We start from the raw sequence: 24,179 nt of genomic DNA on the forward strand, positions 1-24,179 counted from the left end.
TAATTTCATGACGCAGTAGCTGTCTGGCTTGCGGGGGTGAGACTACGAAATCGAACTCTTCGAGTTACCGACCTGCCTCGTTCTCCTGTTTCTAGACTCGGGCTAAAAAAGTCCCCCGGACCTACTCTCACTTTCTTATTTCTAGGTGAGAGGGTACTCATAAACCTTGAGAAAACAACAGTTTCCTCTAATTTCATGACGCAGTAGCTGTCTGGCTTGAAATACGCTTTATCAAGCTTTTTCAAACCTAGTCAGCCTTGCGGGGGTGAGACTACGAAATCGAACTCTTCGAGTTACCGACCTGCCTCGTTCTCCTGTTTCTAGACTCGGGGTAAAAACCTCCCCCGGAGGTTTTTACTCCCAAAACTTATCAAACACTGTGATTGGTAGGTGGCGTTTGTGTTGGCCTTTGTACCACCATTTTTCAATGGTTGTTTGGGCTTCTGGGCTGATTTGTTTACCTTCCAGGTAATCATCGATTTCATTGTAAGTGACTCCCAAGGCTACTTCATCTGCAATACCTGGTTTTTCTTCTTCCAAATCTGCTGTTGGAACTTTTTCATAAAGTGCTGAATCAGCTCCAAGTTCCTTCAAGAGTTGTTTCCCTTGGCGTTTATTGAGGCGATAGAGAGGAAGAATATCTGCACCACCATCACCAAACTTGGTAAAGAAACCTGTGATATTTTCCGCAGCATGGTCAGTACCAATAACTGCTCCACTATGAGCTCCTGCGAGTGCATATTGGGCAATCATCCGGCTTCTAGCCTTGATATTCCCTTTATTAAAGTCTGACATTGGACTACCAGTAGCCTCTACTGCCACTGCCATTGCATCTACAGAATCCTTGATATTGACCACCAAACTCACATCTGGTTGGATAAAAGCTAGGGCTTTTTGGGCATCATCCTCATCAGCTTGAATACCATAAGGTAGTCGAACTGCAATAAATTTATAAGAATCATCACCGGTTTCAGATCGCATTTCTTCCATAGCTAGTTGGGCAAGGCGACCAGCTAAGGTCGAGTCCTGTCCACCTGAAATGCCCAATACAAAACTTTTAAGGAAGGGATGTTTCTTCAAATATCTTTTTAGAAAGTCAATGGAACGGCGGATTTCTTCTTGAGGGTCGATGACAGGTTTAACCCCTAATTGCTGGATAATGGTCTCTTGCAAACTCATTCTTCTTCTCCTTCACCTAGAGCTGCCTTACGCATCTTGTCAATCAAGTCCATCTTATCTTGCCAAATATCATGCGCTAAGTCTACTGGATAATGTTGTGGGTTAAGAACACGTTTGTATTCATCCCAAAGCTTATCAAATTCCTTGCGAGCATAAGCTTGAATTTCAGGTAGACTCGGTAAATCATAGATTAGTTTTCCATCCTTGAAAATATCCACCAAGAGAGGAACTGCATCAAAATTGCGGACAGTTTTCTTGATGTAAGTATAGGTTGGGTGGAACATCTTGAGTTCAGTCATACTTGACACATCAACACCGTCATAGGTAATATAATCACCTTCAGATTTTCCTTTTTCACGACTGGTAATGCGCCAAACTTGTTTCTTACCTGGAGTTGAAACCTTTTCAGCATTGCTAGAGAGTTTGATAGTATTGCGCATCTGACCATTTTCATCTTCAATGGCAACAACCTTATAAACTGCTCCTAGAGCTGGTTGGTCATAGGCTGTAATGAGCTTAGTTCCTACACCCCAAACATCAATCTTAGCTTTTTGCATCTTGAGGTTAAGGATGGTATTTTCATCAAGGTCATTGGATGCATAAATCTTAGCATCAGTAAATCCTGCCTCGTCCAGTTGTTGACGAACCTTTTTAGAAATATAGGCGATATCACCAGAGTCAATACGAACACCAAGGAAATTAATCTTGTCACCGAGTTCACGCGCAACCTGAATTGCTGCTGGAACACCGATGCGAAGAGTATCGTAGGTATCCACTAGGAAGACACAGTTTTTGTGAGTTGAGGCATAAGCCTTGAAAGCCTGATAGTCATTCCCATAGACTTGAACCAAGGCATGAGCGTGAGTCCCTAAAACCGGAATTCCAAAGAGCTTACCTGCACGTACATTACTAGTTCCATTGGCACCACCAATGACAGCAGCACGAGTTCCCCAGATAGCCGCATCCATCTCTTGCGCACGACGTGTACCGAACTCCATCAAAGGCTCATCTTCAATGACCGAGCGAATACGAGCAGCCTTGGTCGCAATCAAGGTTTGAAAATTAACAATATTTAAAAGAGCTGTTTCAACCAATTGACACTGCGCCAAAGGTCCTTCCACTTGAACAATCGGTTCATTAGCAAATACTAAGTCCCCTTCTTGAGCAGAACGTACAGTCAATTCCAACTTGAGATTACGGAGATATTCCAGGAAGGCACCATGATAACCAAGTGACTCCAAATAAGCTATATCGCTATCAGAAAAGCGCAGATTTTCTAGGTAGTTCACAATTCGTTCCAAACCTGCAAAAACAGCATAACCATTTTTAAACGGTTGTTGGCGGAAATAAACTTCAAAAACTGCTTTCTTGTTATGAATTCCTTGGTCGAAGTAAACCTGCATCATGTTAATCTGATACAAATCTGTGTGCAATGTTAAACTGTCATCTGGGTACATATACTGTCCTTCTTCCCTATTTGTAAAAAGATGAAAATGTTTCTTCTTTTCTCATAAATTAGTACTATTATAACACATTTTCTCGATATTGATAAAAAGCTAACAAGCTATTCCATGCTCTCGAGCTTATCCATATCTTTTTCATACTTTTTCTGAGCCCATTCACCATAACTTTTCAAACCTAAGTTTCCAATAAATACCCAAGGGAGATAAAAGACATAGGTAAATACCCAAGCAAAAATGTATTTAAGATGTAGAGGGTTGTGCTGATAAATTTCGATATTGAACTGGTAGTTCTGTAGCATCAAGGTAGCTGTAATCACTAGAGTTAATAATAGGCAACCTAAAATTGTAAAATGAAAACGACTATAGTATGTCACACCTAGACTTCTAGCACGGGTGATAAAGTAAAAATTCCCTATGATAATAATAGCGAGAAGCATGCTAGGATTAAAAAGGCTTGGTGCTAACACTGATATGAAATAAGCTAGAAACAATAATCCGATAGAAATATAAAAACTCTCTGCACCAGCTTTATGAAGTTGTTGTTCTTCTCTTTCATCCAGTAATTGATAATAAAAACATCTATTTTTCATCTTCTTCCTCCCAAAATAATTGATCTAAAGTTTTGCCTAAGCATCTGCAAATGGATTGGCAAAGTGAAAGCGAAGGATTGTACTTTCCAGCTTCTATCAAACCGATAGTCTGCCTAGTGACACCCACAGCTTCTGCCAAATCACCTTGTGTCATGTCAAGCTCCACTCGAGCTAACTTTAATTTTAAATTCTTAGCCACTTCTTACCTCCTCCTTAATTCTAAAAGTCGCGCTTCTTTTTTCAACTTTATTATATCATATATTTTATATTATGCAATATATATCCGTCATTTTGTGAGATTTTTTTTACAAAAAACTCTACCACTTACATGATAGAGAGTTCTATGTTTACAAATCTTTTTGATAATAGTGCCTTTGTCCAGTGTAGGGATAATCTTTTAAGGTAAAGACTTCATTGTAGCCTTGCTTTTGATAAAAGCCTGGTGCTTGAAACTGATAGGTATTCACAAAAGCAAAGCGACAGTTTCTCTTTTTAGCTTCACTTTCTGCTTGCTGTAATAGTTGGGAGCCGATTCCTTGTCCTCGCAAGTCCTCCTTCACAAACAAATACTCAATTTCTAACCAATTCCCAAAAGTCTCTGCTACTAAACCAGCCATGATTTCACCATGTTCATCTTCGACATAAAGGTTTAGTGGTTCGCTTTCAGCAACTTCTCTTTTGGAACGATTATAGGAGCGAATCAAGTCTCCTATTATCTGCGATTTCTGAGACTCTGTATTTTCCAATCTTACCTGCATCCAAACCTCCTAAAAACACTTATAGCTTGATTATAGTCTTATTACCAAGAGCTGTCAAACTAGAAAACTCATCAACCAGAGTTGATGAGCTTATAACTTATTTTCTAAATTTCCATTGACTATAAATACCAAAAGCAACAATCCAGATAGCTGAACCTCTTGCTCCCATTACAGTTGATTCTTGTAAAAAGAGAGTTCCGAATACAAAGATAAAGAAGAGCATAGTCAGAGGATTTAGCAAGCGATATTGGGGCATGAGATAGCCATCTGCCATAAAGTCTTTTGACTTGCGATACTTAAGATGGGCCACCATGATTAAGATGTAGATGGCGATATAAACACCTGATGAAGAAGCCGTAATCAAAGCAAAGGCATCTGATACACCAGGAAGTACATTGATGAAGGCTGCAAGACCAATCAATACCGCAGAAGCAATGATAGCATTCTGAGGAACGTTGTGACGTGAAAGTGTATCTGCCTTAATAGCTTTCAAGAAACGATTTGGTGAATCATGGGCAATTTGGTACAAGTGACGACCTGTAGAATATAGGGTTGAATTCAAGGCTGATGCAGCTGATGTCAAGACAACAAAGTTAATCAAGGCCGCCGCCCACTTAAGACCAACAAGTTCAAATACCGTTACAAATGGTGAATCCGTCGCAGAAAGCTCACGCCAAGGAATAATAGACATGATTGCAAGCAAAGCCCCACCGTAGAAGAAGATAATTCGCAAAGGAATTTCCTTAACCGCCTTGGGCAAGACTTTTCGAGGATCTTTGGTTTCAGATGTTGTAACGCCAATAAATTCAATCATCAAGTAAGCAAAGAAAACCATTTGAAAGGCCATGACAAAGTTCATTCCTCCATTTGGGAAAAGGGAGAATTGCTCACTAATATTGACAAGGCTTGCTGATCCATAAGGAGTTTCAAAGCCGGTCAAGACCATAAAAATACCCGTCGCAATCATGGCAAGAATAGCAACGATTTTAATCATGGCAAACCAAAATTCCACTTCACCAAATATTTTAACTGCAATCAGATTGACCAATCCTAAAATTGTTAAAAAGACAACCTGAATCAACCAAGATGGCCAAGACGGAAACCAAAACTGAACATAGTGAGCAATAGCTGTAATCTCAGCCATACCAATAAAGACTACTGATAACCAATAAGACCAAACCGAGAAATATCCCCAGCCCTTTCCAAGATAGCGAGTAATAAAATTGATAAAGGTGTGTTGCTCCGGGTCTTGGTACAACATTTCTCCAATAGCACGCATCATGAGATACATGAAGCCACCTGTAATCATATAGACCAAAACAATCGAGGGTCCTGTTAAACTAATAGACCGACCAGCCCCAAGAAATAATCCCGTACCAATCGTTCCTGCAATGGCCATAACCTGAACATGGCGATTGGTTAGGCCACGTTCCATTTTACTTTTCTTTTTGTGCTTTTTTTCTGAATTCATCTAGTCTCCTTAAGTTTTTAAAAAATAAGAAAAGGAGTGATAGAAAACGCTTTCCCTAAATCCACTCCTTCTTTTTATCCTATTAAGCGGTTTTTTCAACCTTTAAGATTTTAACATCATAGCTTCCAGCAGGTGTTTCGATTGTAACAACATCACCTTTTTTCTTACCAATCAATGCTTGACCAATTGGGCTTTCATTTGACACTTTTCCTGCAAAAGCATCTGCTCCAGCTGAACCAACGATAATGTATACTTCCTTTTCGTCTTCTCCAACTTCTTGGATTGTTACAGTTTTTCCGATAGCAACTTCATTTTTTGCAACGGCATCGCTGTTAACGATTTCTGCGTAACGAATCTTAGTTTCTAGACTTGAGATTTGTCCCTCAACGAAGGCTTGCTCATCCTTAGCTGCTTCATACTCACTGTTCTCTGACAAATCACCATATGAACGAGCAATCTTGATACGTTCTACAACTTCTGGACGACGTACTAGTTTCAATTCTTCTAATTCTTTTTCGAGTTTTTCCTTTTCTTCCAAGGTCATTGGATATGTTTTTTCTACCATTTTTCTCAACTTTCTTTTGATTGAATTAATAAATATATGCTTTAAAGCAAAATTATGTGGAAAACCACATAATTTTAGTTTGTGCTATTTGATTGGTTTAATTTACTTTTGATATGCTCTTGAACATTACGATCATGTTCTTCTAGTGTTGTTGCATAGTAAACTTTACCATCTTGAACATTGGCCACAAAGTAGAGATATTCACTCTTTGTCTGATTGATACTTGATTCGATAGCATCCAAGCTTGGGCTATCAACTGGTCCAGGCATTAGACCTACTTTTGTATAGACATTATATGGTGAATCAATAGATGTATCAATGGCTGCATCATCAGCAAGACTGATTTTTTGACCAAGTTTGCCTTCTGCGTAAAGGATAGCAATATTACTTTGAAGTGGCATACCGAGGTTTAAGCGGTTATAGAAGATTCCTGCAATCAGCTTACGATCTTCTGTTTTTGCTCCTTCTTTCTCAACAAGTGATGCAATTGTCAAGAGCTCATTTACTGTAAGGTTCTTTTCCTTAATAGCAGCATAGTGTGAAGAAAGATTCTTATCCATAGCTGCAAGCATTGAATCAATTAAACTTTCAACAGTTGTACTTTCTTTGATCGTATAAGTCGCAGGGAAAAGATAACCTTCTAAACGGTAACGAACACCACTATCTTTTGCTGGCAAGCTTTCAAGCAAGTTTGGATATTTGGCAACCTCTTGAGCAATAAAGGTCTCATCTTGGACCTTAGCCAAGAATGCTTCCGCTGTCAAAGGCTCCTTAAAGTCACCTTGAAGTTGACCAACAGTTTGAGCAATTTGTTCCAAAGTATAGCCTTCAGGAATAGTCAAGTCTGCAAGAGTAACTTCCTGAGGTTCAGGTGTACCACCCTTTTGCAACTCTTTAATGACATCTTCAACACTCATACTCTTTTGCAAGTTGTAATAACCAGACTTCAATCCAGTGTAGTTTTTATACTTGGCATAAAGTGTAAAGACCAAACCGTTCTTAATAACACCAGATTTTTCCAAAACTGAGCCAATTTCTTGAGTATTAGCACCATCTGGAATCTGAACTGACATATATTGTTTAGAACTTAGATCTACTGGTTGTAGAGCTGATTCAGCATAGCGAAGGCCAAAGAATCCACCAGCACCAATTAGAATCAATAATACCAAAACTGTTACTAAAAATCCTTTTAAGCGGGATTTTTTCTTTTTCTTGGCTGGTTTCACAGTCTCTCTCCGTCTTCTTCTAGGAAGGTCTGCTTCTTCAGTAGCTTCTTGACTTGTCATTTCTTCCTTGTGCTGCGCAAGGTTTACTGATTCTTTTTCTGGAACAGTGTCAAATGCACGATAAGAAACTGAAACTCTAGTTGGAATTGAATGATTTTCTTCTTTTTCCAGATTTGATTGAGATGACTCAACTACTTCTTCTTTTACTGCTTCTGGAATTTCTTCTTGTACTTCCTCTGCAGCTTCTTCTGGAACTTCTTCTACAAGAACAGGGCGCTCAGGAACAGTTGGGGCATTATCAATCAATTGATCAATAGCTGCAACTGATTTTGCAATCAACTCCTCTTCCGAAATACTTGGTTCCTTTTTTTCTGAAGTTGCTTCAGAAGATTTTGCTAAAGTTGAAAAAAGGTCATCTGTTTGTTCAACTTCATTTGCCTCTTTTTTTAGTCGTTCTAAATCTCGCAAAATTTGCTCTTTAAAACTCAACTTTTCTTCATTTGAATTTTCGCTCAAAGGTATTTACCTCCTTGTTGATAATCCTTAATATTATATCTTAAAAACTAAAGAAAAGCAACCTTAGAAGCCTTTCTACTTACTAATTCTTGTTTTCCCATACCATATCATACCATTCTTCTCCCGCAAATTGGGACTTAGACTTTCCTTCATTGACAAAACCATGCTTCTCATAGTATCCAATAAGGTAGTCATGACAGGTCAGATTGATCCCCTCTCGTTCATGCTTAAGAGCCACTTCTTTCAATGCGGTCAGGAGTTTTTTCCCCAGCCCTAGAGATTGAGCTTCTTTTGCTATAGAAAGACAAGTCACAGAAATATAACCACCTTCCTTATGACTGTGGTCTTTTATTTCTTCAGTGAAAGACTGATCTTGTAAATAACGATGAGGGACTACTGGACCTTCGATATAACCGAGTATCTCCCCCTCTTTTTCAGCCACTAGAAAGCTCGTTTTTATTTCCTTTAAATGTGCTTCAAAGACAGATCGAGGTATGGCTTCTTCAATTGAAAAATTCTCTAATTCAATCTCTAAAATACTGTCTAAATCACTCAGTCTAGCTTGTCGAATAATCATAGCTCCTCCTGATAAAAGGGATTCTTCCAACACATGAGAAAATTAACTTCATTTCCGACTCCCAGGTCTGCTATTCCTTGCTCTATAAATTCATTCATCTCAAAATAAGACAGCAATTCATCTTTACAGACCAGATAAATAGCTGGACTATTTTTCTGAAGAGCAACTTGTTTCATGGCTGCAAGCAACAAGGTTCCAAATCCTTGCCCTTGATAATTCGGATGAACAGATAAAGCATCAATCACAAGATTTCCATTACTAATAGCTTCTACATCTGCCATCTCTACTATCCATCTACTTACTGAGGATGTAGCAAAATCTGTCGCTAAAATATAAGCAATCACCTGATCATCTAAACTAGCTAAGAGAAACGTATCCGCAAAATTACGGATACGTTCTTCTATTATTTCTCTATTAAATGTTTCTTGGAAGTTTTGACTACTCTCCTGTATCAAGCAAACCTGCTCGATATCAGATTGCTGAACTTCCCTTATTTTAATTGGAAATTCCATGGTGTTCCTTACTGAACATTACTTGTCAAATTTGACAAGAGACGTTCGAATGAGTATTCATATGATTGAATGTCACCTGCTCCCATAAAGACGTATACAGCATTGTCATGGTCTAAGAGCGGAGACACATTTTCAACAGTGATAACTTGATGTTTTTTATCAATTTTAGCTGCTAAATCCTCAACCTTAACATCACCATGGTCAACTTCACGAGCAGATCCATAGATTTGTGCTAGGTAAACTGCGTCAGCCTGATTCAAGGCCTGTGCAAAATCATCCAACAAAGCAATTGTACGAGTAAAAGTATGCGGTTGGAAAATAGCAACGATTTCCTTGCTTGGGTACTTTTGACGCGCAGCATCTAGAGTTGCAATGATTTCAGTTGGGTGATGCGCAAAATCATCGATAATGACTGTATCGTTAACAATCTTTTCTGTAAAGCGACGCTTAACGCCCCCAAAAGTATTCAAGTGTTCACGCACCAAATCTAAGTCAAAGCCAGCAGTATAAAGCAAACCAATTACTGCTGTTGCATTCATGATGTTGTGGCGACCAAAAGTTGGAATGTGGAATTGACCTAACTCTTGTCCACGGAAGTGAACTGTAAAAGTTGAACCTGTAGTAGAACGAAGCAAATCGCTAGCTACAAAGTCATTGTTGTCTGCTTCAAAACCGTAATAATAGATTGGGGCATTTGCCGTAATCTTACGCAACTCAGCATCTTCACCGTAGACAAACAAACCTTTGGTGATTTGTTTAGCATAATCATTGAAGGCGTTAAAGACATCCTCTAAGCTTGTGAAATAGTCAGGATGGTCAAAGTCGATATTGGTGATGATAGAGTATTCTGGATGGTATGGCATGAAATGACGCTCGTACTCGTCTGATTCGAAGACAAAATACTTGGCATTTTCAGAACCACGGCCTGTACCATCTCCAATTAGATAGCTTGTATCAGTGATGTGTGACAAAACGTGAGAAAGCATACCTGTTGTTGAAGTCTTACCGTGTGCTCCAGCAACTCCCATGCTGATAAAGTCACGCATAAAGCTACCAAGAAACTCATGATAACGTTTATAGCTTAGTCCATTCTTGTCTGCATAGGCAATTTCAACGTTGTTGTCTGGACGAAAGGCGTTCCCAGCGATGATTTCTAAGTCCCCTTGAAGATTCTTCTCATCAAAAGGTAAAATTTTGATACCTGCTTGCTCCAGTCCACGTTGTGTAAAGTAATATTTTTCCACATCAGATCCTTGGACCTTATGCCCCATTTGGTGCAACATCAAGGCTAAGGCACTCATCCCTGATCCTTTAATTCCGATAAAATGATAGGTTTTTGCCATCTTTTTCCCCTTTACTCTGTCATATTTGTCAAGTTCAACTCTTGAGCAATTTTACGTTCTTTTTCTGATTGATTTTCTTTTTTGTTATAAATTTGGCTTTTCTTTAAAAAATCATAATTATTTTTCTTCGGTCCAAGATGCTCTTCTTTGGTTGTCTGTTGCATCTGTGGAGCCATTTCAGCCAAAATATAATGGTTCTGAGTTAGTTTGTCACTAAATTTTGCTAGCTCCCCAGGATTTTCCTTTTGGAAAGGAGCTGTTGGCTGATTTGCCTGTCTTACTACATTATTTGAAGGTTTATAACGTTTCGTAAAACTAACATCTTGAGTCAAATATTTTGCTGAACGTTTCCGTTTTAGATCAGCTCTTGCTTCTTCACGAGCAAGTTCAGCATAGGATTTTTCCTTCTTTTCAGGTAGCTTATCTGATGCTTGAACCAGTGGATTTTTTTCGGTAGTAATTGGTGACCATTCCAAGTAGTTTTTGTCCTGGTAATCTCCCTTGATATTACTAATGAGATCCGACTCATCATATAAATCCATAAATGGCATCTCTGTCAGCATAATCTCATCATCTGACACTATTGGAAATCGTACTTGTTTCATTTTTATTCCCTTTCAATACTCCATTATAACGTAAAGTCTTGATTTTTCAAGTCTTGGCTTCAGAAATTCCTAATATTTCTTGAATTTCAGTAAGTGTGAGACTTCCACGAGACTCTGTTCCATCCAATACTTCTGAGACCAGATTTTTTTTCTGTTCCTGCAACTCTTGAATCTTCTCCTCGATTGTACCTCTAGTTACCAGACGATAAACCTCAACAGCTTGGTCTTGTCCCATACGGTGGGCCCGGCCAATAGCCTGCGATTCAACTGCCGGATTCCACCATAAGTCTACCAGAATAACTGTATCCGCACCAGTAAGATTGAGACCAACTCCACCAGCTTTAAGAGAAATCAAAAACACATCGCGCTCACCTTGGTTAAAAGCCTTGGTCATTTCTTGACGCTCCTGTGATGGTGTAGAGCCAGTAATCTTAAAGGAAGTTAAGCCAAGCTGAGGCAACTCCTTTTCGATGCGATCAAGCATTCCCCTAAATTGAGAGAAGATGAGTACACGATGATTTCCCTCAGCAATTTGACCTAGCAGATCTCGTAAACTATCAAGCTTCCCGCTATCTCCCTTATAATCTTCCATAAATAGAGCTGGAGTATCACAAATCTGGCGAAGACGCATGAGTCCTGTTAAAATCTCAACTCGATTTCGTTGAAATTCTGCATCGGTCACTTGTCCCAAGCGCTCTTGCATCTGTTGAAGTTGAGCTAGATAGATAGCTTTTTGCTGGTCCTCCAGTTCATTTTTATAAACGACTTCTATCAGATCAGGTAACTCTGTAAGAACATCCTCTTTCTTTCGACGCATGACAAATGGTTTGATAAACTGTGCCACTCTCTCAGCAGGCAATTTCATAAAGTCTTTTTTTGCTGGCAAAAGTCCTGGCAATACAATCTGAAAGATAGACCATAATTCCCCTAGATTATTTTCAATTGGTGTTCCGGAAAGAGCAAAAACTGATGGAACCACAAACTTTCTCAAAATCTTAGCAATTTTGGTTTGGGCATTTTTCATCACCTGGGCTTCATCTAGAAATAGAAAATCAAAAGATAAATTTCGATAGATTTCACTATCCTGACGGAAAGTGGCATAACTGGTCACATAGACCTGATGTTTTTCTGCTAAAATAGTCTCGCGATAAGGTTTCAATCCATGTACGACAGCCACATCCAAATCCGGTGCAAATTTTTTAAATTCATCAGCCCAATTATAGATGAGACCAGATGGGGCAAGAATCAAGACACGGCTATTCTCCTGAAGTTGGCTACTTAAAAAGGCGATGGCTTGTAAGGTTTTTCCAAGTCCCATATCATCAGCTAAAATTCCACCAAATCCATAATGGTCTAACATCTGAAGCCATTGAATCCCCTTTTTCTGATAGTCTCTGATATCTGCTTTGATATTCAGAGGTTTCATTGGAAAATCCTCTGGATGCGTTAAATGATGCGCCAAATGACGAAATTCATCAGTAAACGTAACTTGATCCTGGTCCTTAAACAGATGAGATAAGGTATAAGCCAAAGACTTGCGAGCCTGGAAAGCAGCAATCTCTATCTCATCAATTCCTAAGTCTTCTAAATCTTGTCGAATACGTTTTGTCTGTTCATCAAAATAATAGACCTGGTTAGAGGAAGAAATATAATAATCTTGCTTGGCAACTAAGGCTTTCATTGCTCGATTGATTTCTTCTTGATCAATATCCTGAAAATCAAATTGAATTTCTAAAAGACTTCCCTTGGATGAGATATGAATTTGAGGTTTCTGAACCTGATAAAGATCTTGCAAACTCTCAGAAATCTTTAATTCTCCAAGTGCTGCAAAGGCTGGTAAAACTTCCTGAAAGAAAGCATGGACAGCTTCAGCTTTTAGATTTTGACGCCACGAACGAAAATCTGCTTCAAACCCAGCAGATAAGGCCAACTGAAAAATCTGTTTCTCTAGTTGAATGTCACTAGCAAAAGGGAGGTTCTCTAGTTCATTACGATTGGTTACTAGGCAAGTTTCATATTGAAATTGCATATCTAATCGAATAGAACCATCCTCTTCACGATCCATGTAAAAAGACGGACGGAAGGATTGGATTTGTAGTGAAGCAGGAGCCTCTACTTTTCCTAGGCATTTAAACTGTGACAAGGTCGAAGCTAAAAGGTCTCGATCACGAGTATCAAACTGTAAGATCTTTCTGCCACCATTGTCTAAAGGAACTTTTCTAAGCGTATCTAATAAACTAGCCTGTTTTTTCGTCATCAGGAAAAAATTCCCCTTGTAGAATAATACTTGTCCTCTGTAAAAGAAATTAAGCCCTGCCTGTTCGAAAATTTCCATTTCAAAATAGTTGGATTTTTCTTCAATTCTAAATAAAAACAAACCTGCTTGGCTATCAAAGTCTTGGAAGAGAAGACGATGATAACTCGAAAGTTGGTGGTCAAACTGAAAGGCATCTAATCCCATCAGTAGATTAGCCCCCTGCTCAAAAAAGGTTTTAGGGAAATAGAGATGTCGTCCTTGATTTGGGAAAAAAATAGAATTGTCTGTTTTCTCCTCAACTAATCCAAGTAAAAAATTCAAAACTTCTTGACTGGCTTTATCAAATTGTTCAAGTCTTAATGAAGACTCGTAATATTTTCCTATCATGTAAGGTTTGGAAAACTCTATGACTTTTAAGAAAAGGGGGATATCCCTAATCACATAAAACTTGTCTTGCTGAGCAAGGCCAATTCTTAAAGTCCAGATAATGCGATTGGTTCCTGCTTCCGCCTGCCCTTGAGCAGAAAGCCGATAGATGTTGGATTGGCGCGGAACTTGGATAGACTTCAAGAATTCTCCTCCGAAAGTCACCTGTGTCTCAACAGTTTCCTTCTCTTCCTGATTAGCCTCCAGATTGAGTATGATTTCCTGTCCTAGCTGGTCATTTTTTAAGTAATATTCCAATGCTGCCAAATGAACACAGTAACCTCTTTTTTTGAAAAAATCACATGCACAAAAAATCAAGTCATCGTCTAAACTATAACGAATTTCTTCTTCCGCTACACGCGCATAGATGCGATGGTCTTGTTCTTTAATGATTTCAATCTGACCAGTTTCATAGAGTTCCACTCCCTCCATTCGAAGCTTTCCTGGAATCAATTTAGCCATAATTTCCCCTTTACTTTATCTCTTAATTATACCATATTTTCGCCTATGAAAATAGCCTTCTAGGAAGACTTTTCTCCTAAAAGGCTAGTTTTTAAAGATTTGAAAAAGTGGCAATGATTCGTTGGCAGACTTCTTCCAAAATAGATGTTGGCATGGCTACATTGAGACGAGCGTGGAGGGCTCCTTCTTCACCAAAGTCCAAGCCTCTGTTCAGGATAACTTTGGCTTTGTCTCTTAAAAGCTTTCTTAGCTCTTCATCGCTAATATCATAGGCTGAAAAATCAAGCCAAATGAGATAGGTCCCTTGAGGTTTCATGACCTTGATTTTAGTTTCTTTACCAAATACATCCATTACATAATTGATGTGTTTCTCAATCAGTTCTTTGAGTTCTGTCAACCAATCTTCACCACATCGATAGGCAGCTTCTGTTGCCAAATATCCCAAACCTGAGATTTCATGTTGATTATTAGCCAGCTGGCGTTTTTGGAAAGCAAGTCTCAACTTAGGATTTTCGATAATAGCGTAGGAATTTTTCGTCCCAGCAATGTTAAAGGTCTTGGTAGCACTGCTTAAAATCAGTGAAAATTCTTTAAAATCTTCATTTACCGTATTAAATGACTGGTGCTTGTTTCCAAACAAGGCTAAATCTTGGTGAATCTCATCAGATACCAGCAAGACTCCATGTTTTTGACACAGTTGTCCAATCTTCTTTAAGACTTCCTTTTCCCAAACGCGTCCACCAGGATTATGAGGATTGCAGAGAACGTAGAGTTTCACATCTTCTTCGACAAAGTCTTTCTCCAATTGATCAAAGTCAATCCCAAAAAGTCCGTCTTTTTCTACTAGAGAGTTGGTGATTAGTCTACGATTATTGAGCTTAATGCTTCGAGCAAAAGGAGGATAAACCGGTGTGTTAATCAGAACCGCTTCACCTTCTTTGGTAAAGGCTTGAATGGCTGTTGAAATAGCTGGCACTACCCCTTCGATAAAGACAAGAGCATCCTTATCAAAGCGATAACCATGATGTTTTTCCTCCCAGTTTTGAACGGCTTCAATCAATCCATCACTAGCATAGGTATAACCATAGACTAATTGCTCTGCATAATCATGTACTGTCTGACGGATCTCAGGTAAGACTTCAAAGTCCATATCAGCAATCCAGGCAGGCAATACTTGACGGTCAGTCTCTGCTTCTTTCCATTTGTAGGTATGATGTCCAAAACGATTGGGCAAAGTCGTAAAATCATATTTCCCCATAGTCTTATCCTTCCAAAGCTTGACGCAAATCTTCAATCAAGTCCCTAGCATCTTCAATACCAATAGACAAGCGTAAAAGGTCATCGGTCAGTCCATAAGAATGACGAACCTCTGCAGGAATGTCTGCATGGGTTTGAGTGGTTGGGTAGGTAATCAGACTTTCAACACCACCCAGACTTTCAGCAAAAGAGAATACTTTCAAAGTGTTTAAGATATGAGGGATACGCTTCTCATCTGCTACTTTAAAGGAAATCATTCCCCCGCGACCTGTATACAAGACTTCTTTGACTGCAGGTGATTGTTCCAAAAAGGCTACGATTTCTTGAGCATTAGCTGTTGAGCGCTCCATACGAAGTGACAAGGTTTTAAGACCACGAATCAATTGATAACTGTCAAATGGTGACAAAACAGCCCCTGTCGTGTTGAGATTGTAAAAGAGTTTTTCGTACAAATCAGCATTATCTGTCACAACTACACCAGCTAGAACATCATTATGGCCTGCAAGGTATTTTGTCGCTGAATGAAGGACAATATCTGCTCCATCTTCAATTGGACGTTGGTAAATCGGGCTATAGAAGGTATTGTCGACGACAACTTTAGCACCCTTAGCATGAGCTAATTTTGATAATTTTTCAATATCAAATTCCAACATCAAAGGGTTGGTTGGCGTTTCGATATAAAGTACATCCACATCCTTTTCTAGCTCTTCAATTAACTCTTCTTCTGTGTTGGCATAAGTAAAGTGGAATCGTCCTTCCTGCTCCACTTGATTGAACCAGCGGAAAGAGCCACCGTAAAGGTCACGGACAGCCAAAACCTTGCTTCCTACTGGAAAAACGCTAAAGGCTAACACAATCGCAGACATACCTGAACTAGTCGCCAAAGCATACTTGGCTGATTCAATAGCTGCCAAAACTTCCTCTGCCTTGCTACGAGTTGGGTTTTTGGTGCGGGTATAGTCAAATCCAGTTGATTGACCAAATTCTGGGTGCTGATAAGTCGTTGAAAAGTGAATAGGTGTAACCAAAGCACCTGTTGCCTCATCAGACTTGATGCCTGCTTGTGCTAAAATTGTGTTGATGTGAAATGATTTGCTCATACTTTACCTCCAAATCTATAGTAACTATTGTACCACTTATTTTGGATCCTTCGTTTTCTTGTTTTCAAGAGCTAGTTATAGTTTCAAACTATACAAAAACGATAGTTTCCTTAGAAACTATCGTTTTTCCTGTTGAATAGACTGATTATTTAACGTGTTTTACTAATTCTTCTTGGGCTTTTTTATTAGATTCTTCTTTTTCTTTCAGCCATTTTTGTCTAGCTTCTTCATACTCAGCTGTTGTGACAATCTTATCTTGCAATTTCACGTATTTGTAGGATTCAACACCCTTATTACCAGCTTGAGAGAAGGCGGCAGAGAATGGAACTGTTTTTCTCAATGTAGGTGTTCCACCTTTAGAAACGTTTGAAATTGCTAGAGAGCTATCCACCAACCAAGCTTGTGCTTCAGCGTATTTATCATAACGTTTGTTCAAATCTTGTTCAGCATTGGCTTCTTCCAACATCTTAGTATAGACATCCAAACCAACAGCTGTTGCTTTAGCATTGGTTGCTCCTGGTTCCAAACCGAGGTTTTGTAGTGAGCCACCACTTGTTAAGCTAAGAGTATCGAGGTAAGTTGATGGGTCTTGGTAGTCTGGTCCCCAACCACCGTTATAAAGGTCATAGTCTTTTTGTGCAGCTGTATTCGCTAGATAACCAATACTATCCATTTCCTCAGTAGTCAGCATTTGAATATCGATAACGACATTATCTGCACCTAGGACAGATTCAATCGATTGTTTGAAAGAACTTGCCTCTAACACCCCCTTCTTAAAGGTTTGGTCAACCGGTAAATCCAGGTGAATTGGGAATTGAACACCTTTGGCTTCCAATTCTTTCTTGGCTTGAGCAAAGACTTCTTTGGCCTTATCGGCATTGTAGTAAGCATCTTGGGCATCAGCGAAGTTCATATTTTGCCATACTTGACCGTAATTGACCATCTTAGAAGCTACGACATCACCAAAATCTTTACCATCAAGTGTTACAAATGATGGTGGAACGAGCAAGTTTCTGATAATCTTAGTTGCTCCATCTTCCCCTTGAGATTGGGCACCGTAAGCAGTACGGTCATAGGCAAAGTTGATAGCCTGACGGAATGATTTATTCAAAACTGCTTCTTGTTGGGCTGTCTTTTCAGCATCAGTTGTTTTTGAAGTATGGTTATAAGATTGTCTATCTAGGTTAAAGTTATAATAGTAGGATGTCGCATCTTGCATGCTGTAAATAATATTATCTTTATTCTTTTCCTTAATTCCTTCAAAGCTCGAACTATTTGGATAGAGACGTGCGTAGCTGTAAACTCCTTCCATGAAGTTACGTGCCAAGGCATCTTGGTCGCTTCCATCGTAGTAAGTCAACTTCACTTCATCTACGAATACATTTTTTGCATCCCAGTAATTTGGATTTTTCTTGTATTCCATGACAGATTTAGATGTGAATGATTTGAGAATAAATGGACCATTATACAAGATATTTGCTGGATCCACTTTACCGAAATCATCCCCTTTTGAATTCAAGAAGTCTGCATTTACTGGGAACAGAATAGTCGCAGTTGTTTTTGAGTTCCAGTAAGATTCTGGGTGAGTCAAGGTATATTGGACAGTTTGGTCGTCAATAGCCTTTACACCAACTGTTGAAAAGTCTGTTGTTTTTCCGTTGATATAGTCATCCAAGCCAGCAACAGAGTCTTGAACGAGATAGAGAGCTTCAGATTTTTTATCCGCAGCATACTTCAATCCTGTCACAAAATCTTGTGCTGTAACTGGGGCGTACTCTTCACCATCTGCTGTATACCATTTGGCGTCCTTACGAAGTTTGTAAGTATAAGTCAAACCATCTTGGGAAACTGTCCAATCCTCAGCTAATGAAGGAATGTAGTTCCCGTATTGGTCATTTTCCATCAAACCGTCTACCAAGTTTGTCACAACATCACCTGTTGTTGCACGATTCTCTAAGAGATAGTTTAGACTAGATGGATCGCTACTGTATACATAATTATATGTTTTAGTAGAACTAGCTGAGTTGCTACAAGCCGCCAATAGCAGACCTGCACTTAGGACAACGCTTGCTAGCGTCAGATATTTTGCCTTAGACTTTTTCATAAACAGAACCTCCAAATTTAAATATTTGTATCATTATACAGTTAAAGTTTTTTTTAGTCAAGTGATTATGTGTTAAAAATTTATTTTTTTCTACATTTTTTATTTTTTTCTCTCTTTTTTAAATAAAAAATGAACAATTTAAACTTATTTTCCTTAAAAGTTCAAACTGTTCATTTTATTTATAAACTATTATGATAATTTTATTCGTGTTCGCAACTGGTCAGCTTTTGCCTTTCCAATAACCTTATCCAAAAGTCGAGTATAGAGACACATAACTCCGTAAAGCCCGCCACCGATTGTACCAATTAAGGCGACATATAGGAAACTCCAGAAACGTCCAGTTGGTTGGAAGACAAATCCAATAATCCATTGCAAGAGTCCTACTAGAATAAACATAACCAGAGTCAAAATAGTAACTAAGATTGTTCTCTTCAGAATAATCTTTCGACGCGCGCCTGTAACCTGACAGATATCACGATACATCAAGACATTCGGGATGATAAGACCGATAGTCGTTGAAATGAGAGGACCATAACTATGGAAAATAGCTATCGATGGTAATTGTAGAACAATCTTAGCAATTGAGCCATAAACAAAATACAAGACTGCCTTGCGGTTACGGAACATAGCCTGAAGCATTGGTGACAAGACCATGTACAAGCCTAGAATTGTTGATTGCAAGACTGCAAAGATAAATAAGCCCATAGCCAAGCCATCTGGCTTACCGTAAAAGACTGTATAGAGTGGTTCACCTACCATAACTACTCCAACCGTTGCAGGTAAGAGGAATAGGAAGAGCATGGTGATACTATCTTGAACTAGACGAGAAGCTGCTGGTAAATCCCCTTTGACATAGTTCTCCGTCAAGAGAGGCAGACCAACGCTACCAATCGAAACTCCAACCGAAATCAAAATCATAGTGATTTTATTAGGATTGGCAGAGAAATAAGAAAACATAACAACTAAGTCTTCATTACTATAGTTGGTAAACCACTTCATGCTATTGATAAAGGTCATTTGGTCCAAGATTTGGAAAAGCTGAATAGCCGAACCAGTCAAGATAAAAGGAATAGCTTCCTTAATCGTATCAACCAAAAGACACTTACTATCAATCTTATCTCGGGTTTCAAAAACTTTTTGGAGCAATCCTTCCTTATAAAGGAAATAAAGCAAGACTGCAAAACTAGCTACCATTCCCACAAAAGCAGCAAAAGTAGATTGAGTAACTGCTGATAGATAATCTTTTGAACCGAGCTTCATGATGATAAAGGTTGCTAAGAGCATCCAAATCACACGGATAACCTGCTCAGCAATTTGACTCATGGCATAAGGTTTAAGATTATTCATGCCTTGGAAAAATCCACGGATAACACTCATAGATGGGAAAATCAAGACAGCCCAAGCTAGACTTTGCATAATGGGAATCAAATCCTTCCCGACACCCGAAAGATCGGCCAACCAAGGTGCAAAGAGATATAAGATCAAAGCAAAGGCAAGTCCCAATACAGTCATAAAGCCTAAGAAGCTTCGAATCAGGGCAAAACTATGCTCTTCCTCATGCATGGTATTGTATTTAGCGACCTGCTTAGCGACCGCCACTGGGATACCTGCTGTCGAAATCAACAAGAACCAAGCGTAGATATTATAACCCATGGTGAAAAGTCCATTTGCCTTAGCAGCATATGTTCCCATCCAAATATACCAAGGGATAATGTAAATAGCCCCGAGCAAGCGACTGATAAAGTTACTAGCTGTAAGCCAGGCAGTCCCACGTAACATCTGGGCCTGCTGATGATTATTTTCGTTAGACATAACTTCCTCATTCAATTTTAATAACTAGGAAATGTTCCTTATCTTCCATTATAAACTTTTCCTTGTTACTTGTAAAATTCAGACTTTCAGTTTACAATAGAAAGTATGATAAAGATTGAAACCGTATTAAATATTTTAAAGAAAGACGATCTCTTCCGTGAGATTATCGACCAAGGACATTACCACTATCATTTCAGTGATGTAACTTTTGATAGCATCTGCTACGATAGCCGAAAAGCAAAAGATAATAGCCTCTTTTTTGTAAAAGGAGCTGCTTTTAAGAAGGAATTTCTTCTTTCGGCAATCTCACAAGGACTCGGTTGGTATGTAGCCGATCAGGACTACGAAGTAGGCATTCCTGTTATTGTCGTTAGCGATATTAAAAAAGCTATGAGTTTGATTGCCATGGAATTTTATGGTAACCCTCAGGAAAAATTAAAATTACTTGCTTTCACTGGTACTAAAGGAAAAACTACGGCAGCTTACTTTGCCTACAATATCTTAAATCAGCAACATCGTCCAGCTATGTTATCAACTATGAATACGACTTTGGACGGAAAAACTTTCTTTAAATCTGCTCTGACAACACCTGAAAGCATCGACCTCTTTGATATGATGGCCCAGGCTGTTAAGAATGGAAGAAGCCACCTTATTATGGAAGTTTCTAGTCAAGCCTACTTGGTGAAGCGAGTCTACGGCCTCACTTTTGATGTAGGAGTGTTCCTCAATATCAGTCCTGACCATATTGGTCCTATTGAACATCCAACCTTTGAAGACTACTTCTACCACAAGCGTCTCTTGATGAAAAATAGCCGTGCAGTAGTTATCAATAGTGATATGGACCATTTTTCAATCTTGAAAGAACAAGTAGAAAAACAAGAACATGACTTCTACGGTAGCCAGTCAAATAACCAGATCGAAAACTCCAAAGCCTTTAGCTTCTCAGCTACTGGTAAATTAGCAGGAGACTATGATATCCAATTGATTGGACATTTCAACCAAGAAAACGCAGTCGCTGCAGGACTTGCCTGTCTTCGTTTAGGTGCTAGTCTTGAAGACATTAAAAAAGGGATTGCTACTACTCGTGTCCCTGGCCGCATGGAAGTTCTCACTCAGAAAAATGGCGCAAAAGTTTTCATTGATTATGCCCACAATGGTGACAGTCTTAAAAAACTAATCTCAGTTGTTGAAACACATCAGACTGGAAAGATTGCTTTAGTTCTTGGTTCTACTGGAAACAAGGGAGAAAGCCGTCGCAAGGACTTTGGACTTCTCCTCGATCAACATCCTGAAATTCAAGTATTTCTAACGGCTGACGATCCAAACTATGAAGATCCGATGGCCATTGCGGATGAAATTAGTAGCTACATCCATCGTCCTGTTGAAAAGATTGCTGACCGTGAACAAGCTATCAAGACTGCGATGTCTGTTACAAGTCAAGAACTGGATGCGGTCATTATCGCTGGTAAAGGAGCTGACTGCTACCAAATCATTCAAGGTAAGAAAGAAGACTATCCTGGAGATGCTGCTGTTGCAGAACGTTATCTATAGTATATTTAAAGAAGAGGCTGGGACAAAAGTCCTAGCCTCTCAATTGTCTTTGGATTATCGAGTAAGACGCAGTGGTTGAGTGGGCTCTACTACGCTGATTTCATCAGCTTTTACAGCCCTACTCAACTGTGCGGAGGTGGGACGACGAAATCGAATTCTAACGAATTACCGATTTCTGTCCCACTCTCTCTTCTATTTTTTTCTAAAGATGAATCGTTCTTTGTCAAATTCTACAGTCAACTCATATTTCCCATCTTCATTTTGAACAATGTAGCCTAATAAGACTAAACTATCAACAAAGATATCACGACGTTTCTGCATAAGTTGATCTTTCTTAAGAAACTTAAGCAAAAAAGTAGTCATATACTTGAGAGCATACTCAGGATTGACATCCCCTAAAATTTCATACAGTCTCTGCTGTTCTTCCGTCAGTGGATAGTGGAACTTGACCTTGTAAAAGTAATTAGACAAGGTCATCTTTTCCCTTGCAAAATCGGTGTGCTCTTCTAGGATAGCTGCATTTGTTTGATTGCGCAATTCTGTCTTAAAATCTTTCTCCAGGATTTCTTGATAGATAGGACTATCATCCCTCACAAAGACTTCTTGGTCAAGTGCAAGAGATTCTGTAGATTCTAGAAATGGAAGATTGAGATAATAGCGTTTATTTTCTCTTAAAATCAATCCCGCTTTAATGTACTCCTCCAAGAGCTTGTCAACTGCGACCTCTGGAAACTGAGCCTTGATTTCACGGAGGATAACATCATCATGCTGATCAAGATAGTCTACCAAATCTCTAAAGAATGGTTGTCGCGTCAAGCGAGATGGATTAAAAATCTGAATCATGAAGATTCCTTTCTTTACAAACTAAAAGTGGTGATGCTGCTAATTGACTCGGGTTAGTGCCAGGCTGATTCAGAGGTACAGGAAGACCCAACTCTCGATAATAGTCTTTCCAGAAATCACTGATTTCTTGCTCACCATCCCCAAACTTCATGGGAATGGTCTCAAAAATAGGGAGGATTTCTGCTACAAACTGGGAACAATAGAAACCATCTCCATCTGGATAAAAGGAAGCATTGTAGGGAGCCCCTAAGAGACTCTCTGCTCGCTTTTTGACCTCTGCACCATCAATCTGCTCATAGCGATAAAGGTCATATACTTTCCCGTGTTCAAAGAAGTCCTCAGGAGACTGAGCAAGGACGCCACCTTCTACCGTGGCATGATAGACTTGTCCGTCCAAAAAGATGGCCACATGGCTATAGTGACCAGTAGATTCCTGGATGGCCTGTCCTATATCCGAATCATCTTTCACAAAAATCAAATCACCATTTTCTAACATACTTCTCTCCTAGCAAAAAAGGAGCCGAAACTCCTTTTTAACAATGGGCTTCCCCATCTATGATTATGCATTAAAGCTTTCAGTCAATTGTGGTACCACTTGTTTCTTACGTGAAACAGCACCTGGAAGGAAAGCGTGGTTGTTTTCAAGTTTGAAGTTAAAGGCTGCTTCTACCTTGTCCATATTAGCACCAAGAGCCAAAATTTCTGAGTTTGAGTTGACGATGTCTGTAATCATCAAGACAAAGTCAGAGTAGCCGTTAGCTGCATTTGCGGCTTGGATGGATGCTTCGATTTCAGCTTGGCGGTCCAAGACTTCAGCAATATCAACTGTGTTCACTTGAGCCACACGGACATTGTTTCCATTGAGTTCAAATGTCTTGGCATCGATATCAATCAATTCTTCAGCAGATTTGCTTGACAAGTTTGTACCAGCCTTGAGCATAGCAAGACCGTATTCTTCCAAGTTCACACCAGCCAATTCAGCCAATTCAGGAGCAATGACTTTATCAGATGGGTGAGTGGTTGGAGATTTCAAAAGAAGAGTATCTGAAATCAAACCTGAAAGCATCAAACCTGCAATTTCTTTTGGAACTGCTACACCGTGTTCTTTGAACATGCGGTAAACGATTGAAGACGCAGATCCAACTGGTTCCAAACGCATGTATAGTGGACTTGCAGTTTCAAAGTTAGCCACACGGTGGTGGTCCACAACACCATAAACTTCTACTTCAGCGATATCTGAAACAGATTGTTGGAATTCATTGTGGTCAGTCAAGATAACTTGTTCTGCACCTTCTGCTTTAGCAGAAGTGATCACGCGCGGTGCTTCCACACCAAAATAGTTCAATACGAAAGCTGTTTCTTCATTTGGAGTTCCAAGAGCCACTGCTTCTGTATCCAAACCGTAAGCTTCTTTTGCAAGATAAGCAAAGGCCACAGATGAGCCGATAGCATCTGAATCTGGATTTTGGTGACCAAATACTAGAATCTTAGACATGATAATACCTCGTTTCTTTATTCTCTTTATTGTAGCATTTTTTTCGCTTTTTGACAAAAGTAAGAGG

21 protein-coding genes are annotated in these 24,179 nt (G+C 39.2%); 1 reads left to right on the top strand and 20 read right to left on the bottom strand.

Going from position 1 to position 24,179, the window contains the following annotated elements:
- Positions 1 to 354: 354 nt before the first annotated feature.
- From nadE to QM923_RS04510, 17 genes are all read right to left on the bottom strand, one after another.
- On the bottom strand, positions 355 to 1,179 hold the full coding sequence (gene nadE / locus QM923_RS04430; protein ID WP_414291021.1) for an ammonia-dependent NAD(+) synthetase: 825 nt from the start codon (positions 1,177 to 1,179) through the stop codon (positions 355 to 357).
- On the bottom strand, positions 1,176 to 2,636 hold the full coding sequence (locus QM923_RS04435; RefSeq protein WP_195183672.1) for a nicotinate phosphoribosyltransferase: 1,461 nt from the start codon (positions 2,634 to 2,636) through the stop codon (positions 1,176 to 1,178). The genes nadE and QM923_RS04435 overlap by 4 nt, the downstream gene beginning before the upstream one ends.
- Positions 2,637 to 2,743: 107 nt before the next feature.
- Positions 2,744 to 3,232: a DUF6773 family protein gene (locus tag QM923_RS04440; RefSeq protein WP_414291022.1), complete on the bottom strand. Its 489-nt coding sequence runs from the start codon at positions 3,230 to 3,232 to the stop codon at positions 2,744 to 2,746.
- A complete protein-coding gene (locus QM923_RS04445) occupies positions 3,222 to 3,431 on the bottom strand; it encodes a helix-turn-helix transcriptional regulator (protein ID WP_001107501.1) in 210 nt (69 codons plus the stop codon). The genes QM923_RS04440 and QM923_RS04445 overlap by 11 nt, the downstream gene beginning before the upstream one ends.
- Positions 3,432 to 3,579: 148 nt before the next feature.
- Positions 3,580 to 3,990 carry a GNAT family N-acetyltransferase gene (locus tag QM923_RS04450; protein WP_414291023.1) on the bottom strand — a complete coding sequence of 137 codons (411 nt, stop codon included), beginning with the start codon at positions 3,988 to 3,990 and terminating at the stop codon, positions 3,580 to 3,582.
- 97 nt (positions 3,991 to 4,087) lie between these two features.
- The gene (locus QM923_RS04455; protein ID WP_414266339.1) at positions 4,088 to 5,461 is read right to left on the bottom strand and encodes an amino acid permease; all 1,374 of its coding nucleotides are present in this window, start codon (positions 5,459 to 5,461) and stop codon (positions 4,088 to 4,090) included.
- Positions 5,462 to 5,543: 82 nt separating this feature from the next.
- Positions 5,544 to 6,026, bottom strand: coding sequence for a transcription elongation factor GreA (greA, locus tag QM923_RS04460; protein ID WP_006148148.1), 483 nt, complete (start codon positions 6,024 to 6,026; stop codon positions 5,544 to 5,546).
- Between the two features lie 74 nt (positions 6,027 to 6,100).
- Positions 6,101 to 7,768, bottom strand: a complete 1,668-nt coding sequence (gene mltG / locus QM923_RS04465; protein WP_414291024.1) for an endolytic transglycosylase MltG — start codon at positions 7,766 to 7,768, stop codon at positions 6,101 to 6,103.
- Between the two features lie 82 nt (positions 7,769 to 7,850).
- Positions 7,851 to 8,345: a GNAT family N-acetyltransferase gene (locus tag QM923_RS04470; protein WP_414291025.1), complete on the bottom strand. Its 495-nt coding sequence runs from the start codon at positions 8,343 to 8,345 to the stop codon at positions 7,851 to 7,853.
- Entirely contained in the window at positions 8,342 to 8,857 is a 516-nt protein-coding gene (locus tag QM923_RS04475; protein ID WP_414291026.1) for a GNAT family N-acetyltransferase, read from the bottom strand. The genes QM923_RS04470 and QM923_RS04475 overlap by 4 nt, the downstream gene beginning before the upstream one ends.
- Before the next feature lie 8 nt (positions 8,858 to 8,865).
- Positions 8,866 to 10,200 carry a UDP-N-acetylmuramate--L-alanine ligase gene (murC, locus tag QM923_RS04480; protein ID WP_006151975.1) on the bottom strand — a complete coding sequence of 445 codons (1,335 nt, stop codon included), beginning with the start codon at positions 10,198 to 10,200 and terminating at the stop codon, positions 8,866 to 8,868.
- An 11-nt stretch (positions 10,201 to 10,211) separates the two neighbouring features.
- Positions 10,212 to 10,805: a cystathionine gamma-synthase gene (locus tag QM923_RS04485; RefSeq protein WP_314944161.1), complete on the bottom strand. Its 594-nt coding sequence runs from the start codon at positions 10,803 to 10,805 to the stop codon at positions 10,212 to 10,214.
- Between the two features lie 46 nt (positions 10,806 to 10,851).
- On the bottom strand, positions 10,852 to 13,950 hold the full coding sequence (locus QM923_RS04490) for a DEAD/DEAH box helicase (RefSeq protein WP_414291027.1): 3,099 nt from the start codon (positions 13,948 to 13,950) through the stop codon (positions 10,852 to 10,854).
- Positions 13,951 to 14,041: 91 nt separating this feature from the next.
- Complete coding sequence (locus QM923_RS04495; protein ID WP_414291028.1) at positions 14,042 to 15,208, bottom strand: MalY/PatB family protein; 1,167 nt, start codon at positions 15,206 to 15,208, stop codon at positions 14,042 to 14,044.
- 4 nt (positions 15,209 to 15,212) lie between these two features.
- Positions 15,213 to 16,307, bottom strand: a complete 1,095-nt coding sequence (locus QM923_RS04500) for a cystathionine gamma-synthase (RefSeq protein WP_414291029.1) — start codon at positions 16,305 to 16,307, stop codon at positions 15,213 to 15,215.
- Between the two features lie 145 nt (positions 16,308 to 16,452).
- The gene (locus QM923_RS04505) at positions 16,453 to 18,411 is read right to left on the bottom strand and encodes a peptide ABC transporter substrate-binding protein (protein ID WP_414291030.1); all 1,959 of its coding nucleotides are present in this window, start codon (positions 18,409 to 18,411) and stop codon (positions 16,453 to 16,455) included.
- A gap of 189 nt (positions 18,412 to 18,600) precedes the next feature.
- Positions 18,601 to 20,223 (bottom strand): putative polysaccharide biosynthesis protein, encoded by a 1,623-nt coding sequence (locus QM923_RS04510; RefSeq protein ID WP_414291031.1) that lies wholly within the window; start codon positions 20,221 to 20,223, stop codon positions 18,601 to 18,603.
- Between the two features lie 105 nt (positions 20,224 to 20,328).
- On the opposite strand from QM923_RS04510, the gene QM923_RS04515 reads away from it, so the two are divergent.
- Entirely contained in the window at positions 20,329 to 21,774 is a 1,446-nt protein-coding gene (locus tag QM923_RS04515; RefSeq protein ID WP_414291032.1) for a UDP-N-acetylmuramoyl-L-alanyl-D-glutamate--L-lysine ligase, read from the top strand.
- A gap of 192 nt (positions 21,775 to 21,966) precedes the next feature.
- Here QM923_RS04515 and QM923_RS04520 read toward each other — a convergent pair whose 3' ends face one another.
- The 3 genes from QM923_RS04520 to QM923_RS04530 all read right to left on the bottom strand — a co-directional run bounded on the left by QM923_RS04520 (position 21,967) and on the right by QM923_RS04530 (position 24,112).
- The gene (locus QM923_RS04520) at positions 21,967 to 22,617 is read right to left on the bottom strand and encodes a DUF1803 domain-containing protein (protein ID WP_414291033.1); all 651 of its coding nucleotides are present in this window, start codon (positions 22,615 to 22,617) and stop codon (positions 21,967 to 21,969) included.
- Positions 22,601 to 23,113 carry a YiiX/YebB-like N1pC/P60 family cysteine hydrolase gene (locus QM923_RS04525; RefSeq protein ID WP_414291034.1) on the bottom strand — a complete coding sequence of 171 codons (513 nt, stop codon included), beginning with the start codon at positions 23,111 to 23,113 and terminating at the stop codon, positions 22,601 to 22,603. Before QM923_RS04525 ends, QM923_RS04520 begins: the two co-directional genes overlap by 17 nt.
- A gap of 63 nt (positions 23,114 to 23,176) precedes the next feature.
- The gene (locus QM923_RS04530) at positions 23,177 to 24,112 is read right to left on the bottom strand and encodes a manganese-dependent inorganic pyrophosphatase (RefSeq protein ID WP_414291035.1); all 936 of its coding nucleotides are present in this window, start codon (positions 24,110 to 24,112) and stop codon (positions 23,177 to 23,179) included.
- Between the last annotated feature and the right edge of the window lie 67 nt (positions 24,113 to 24,179).

Origin of the sequence: Streptococcus infantis, assembly GCF_047463275.1 — a bacterium.
In the GTDB taxonomy this organism is placed as follows: domain Bacteria; phylum Bacillota; class Bacilli; order Lactobacillales; family Streptococcaceae; genus Streptococcus; species Streptococcus infantis_AF.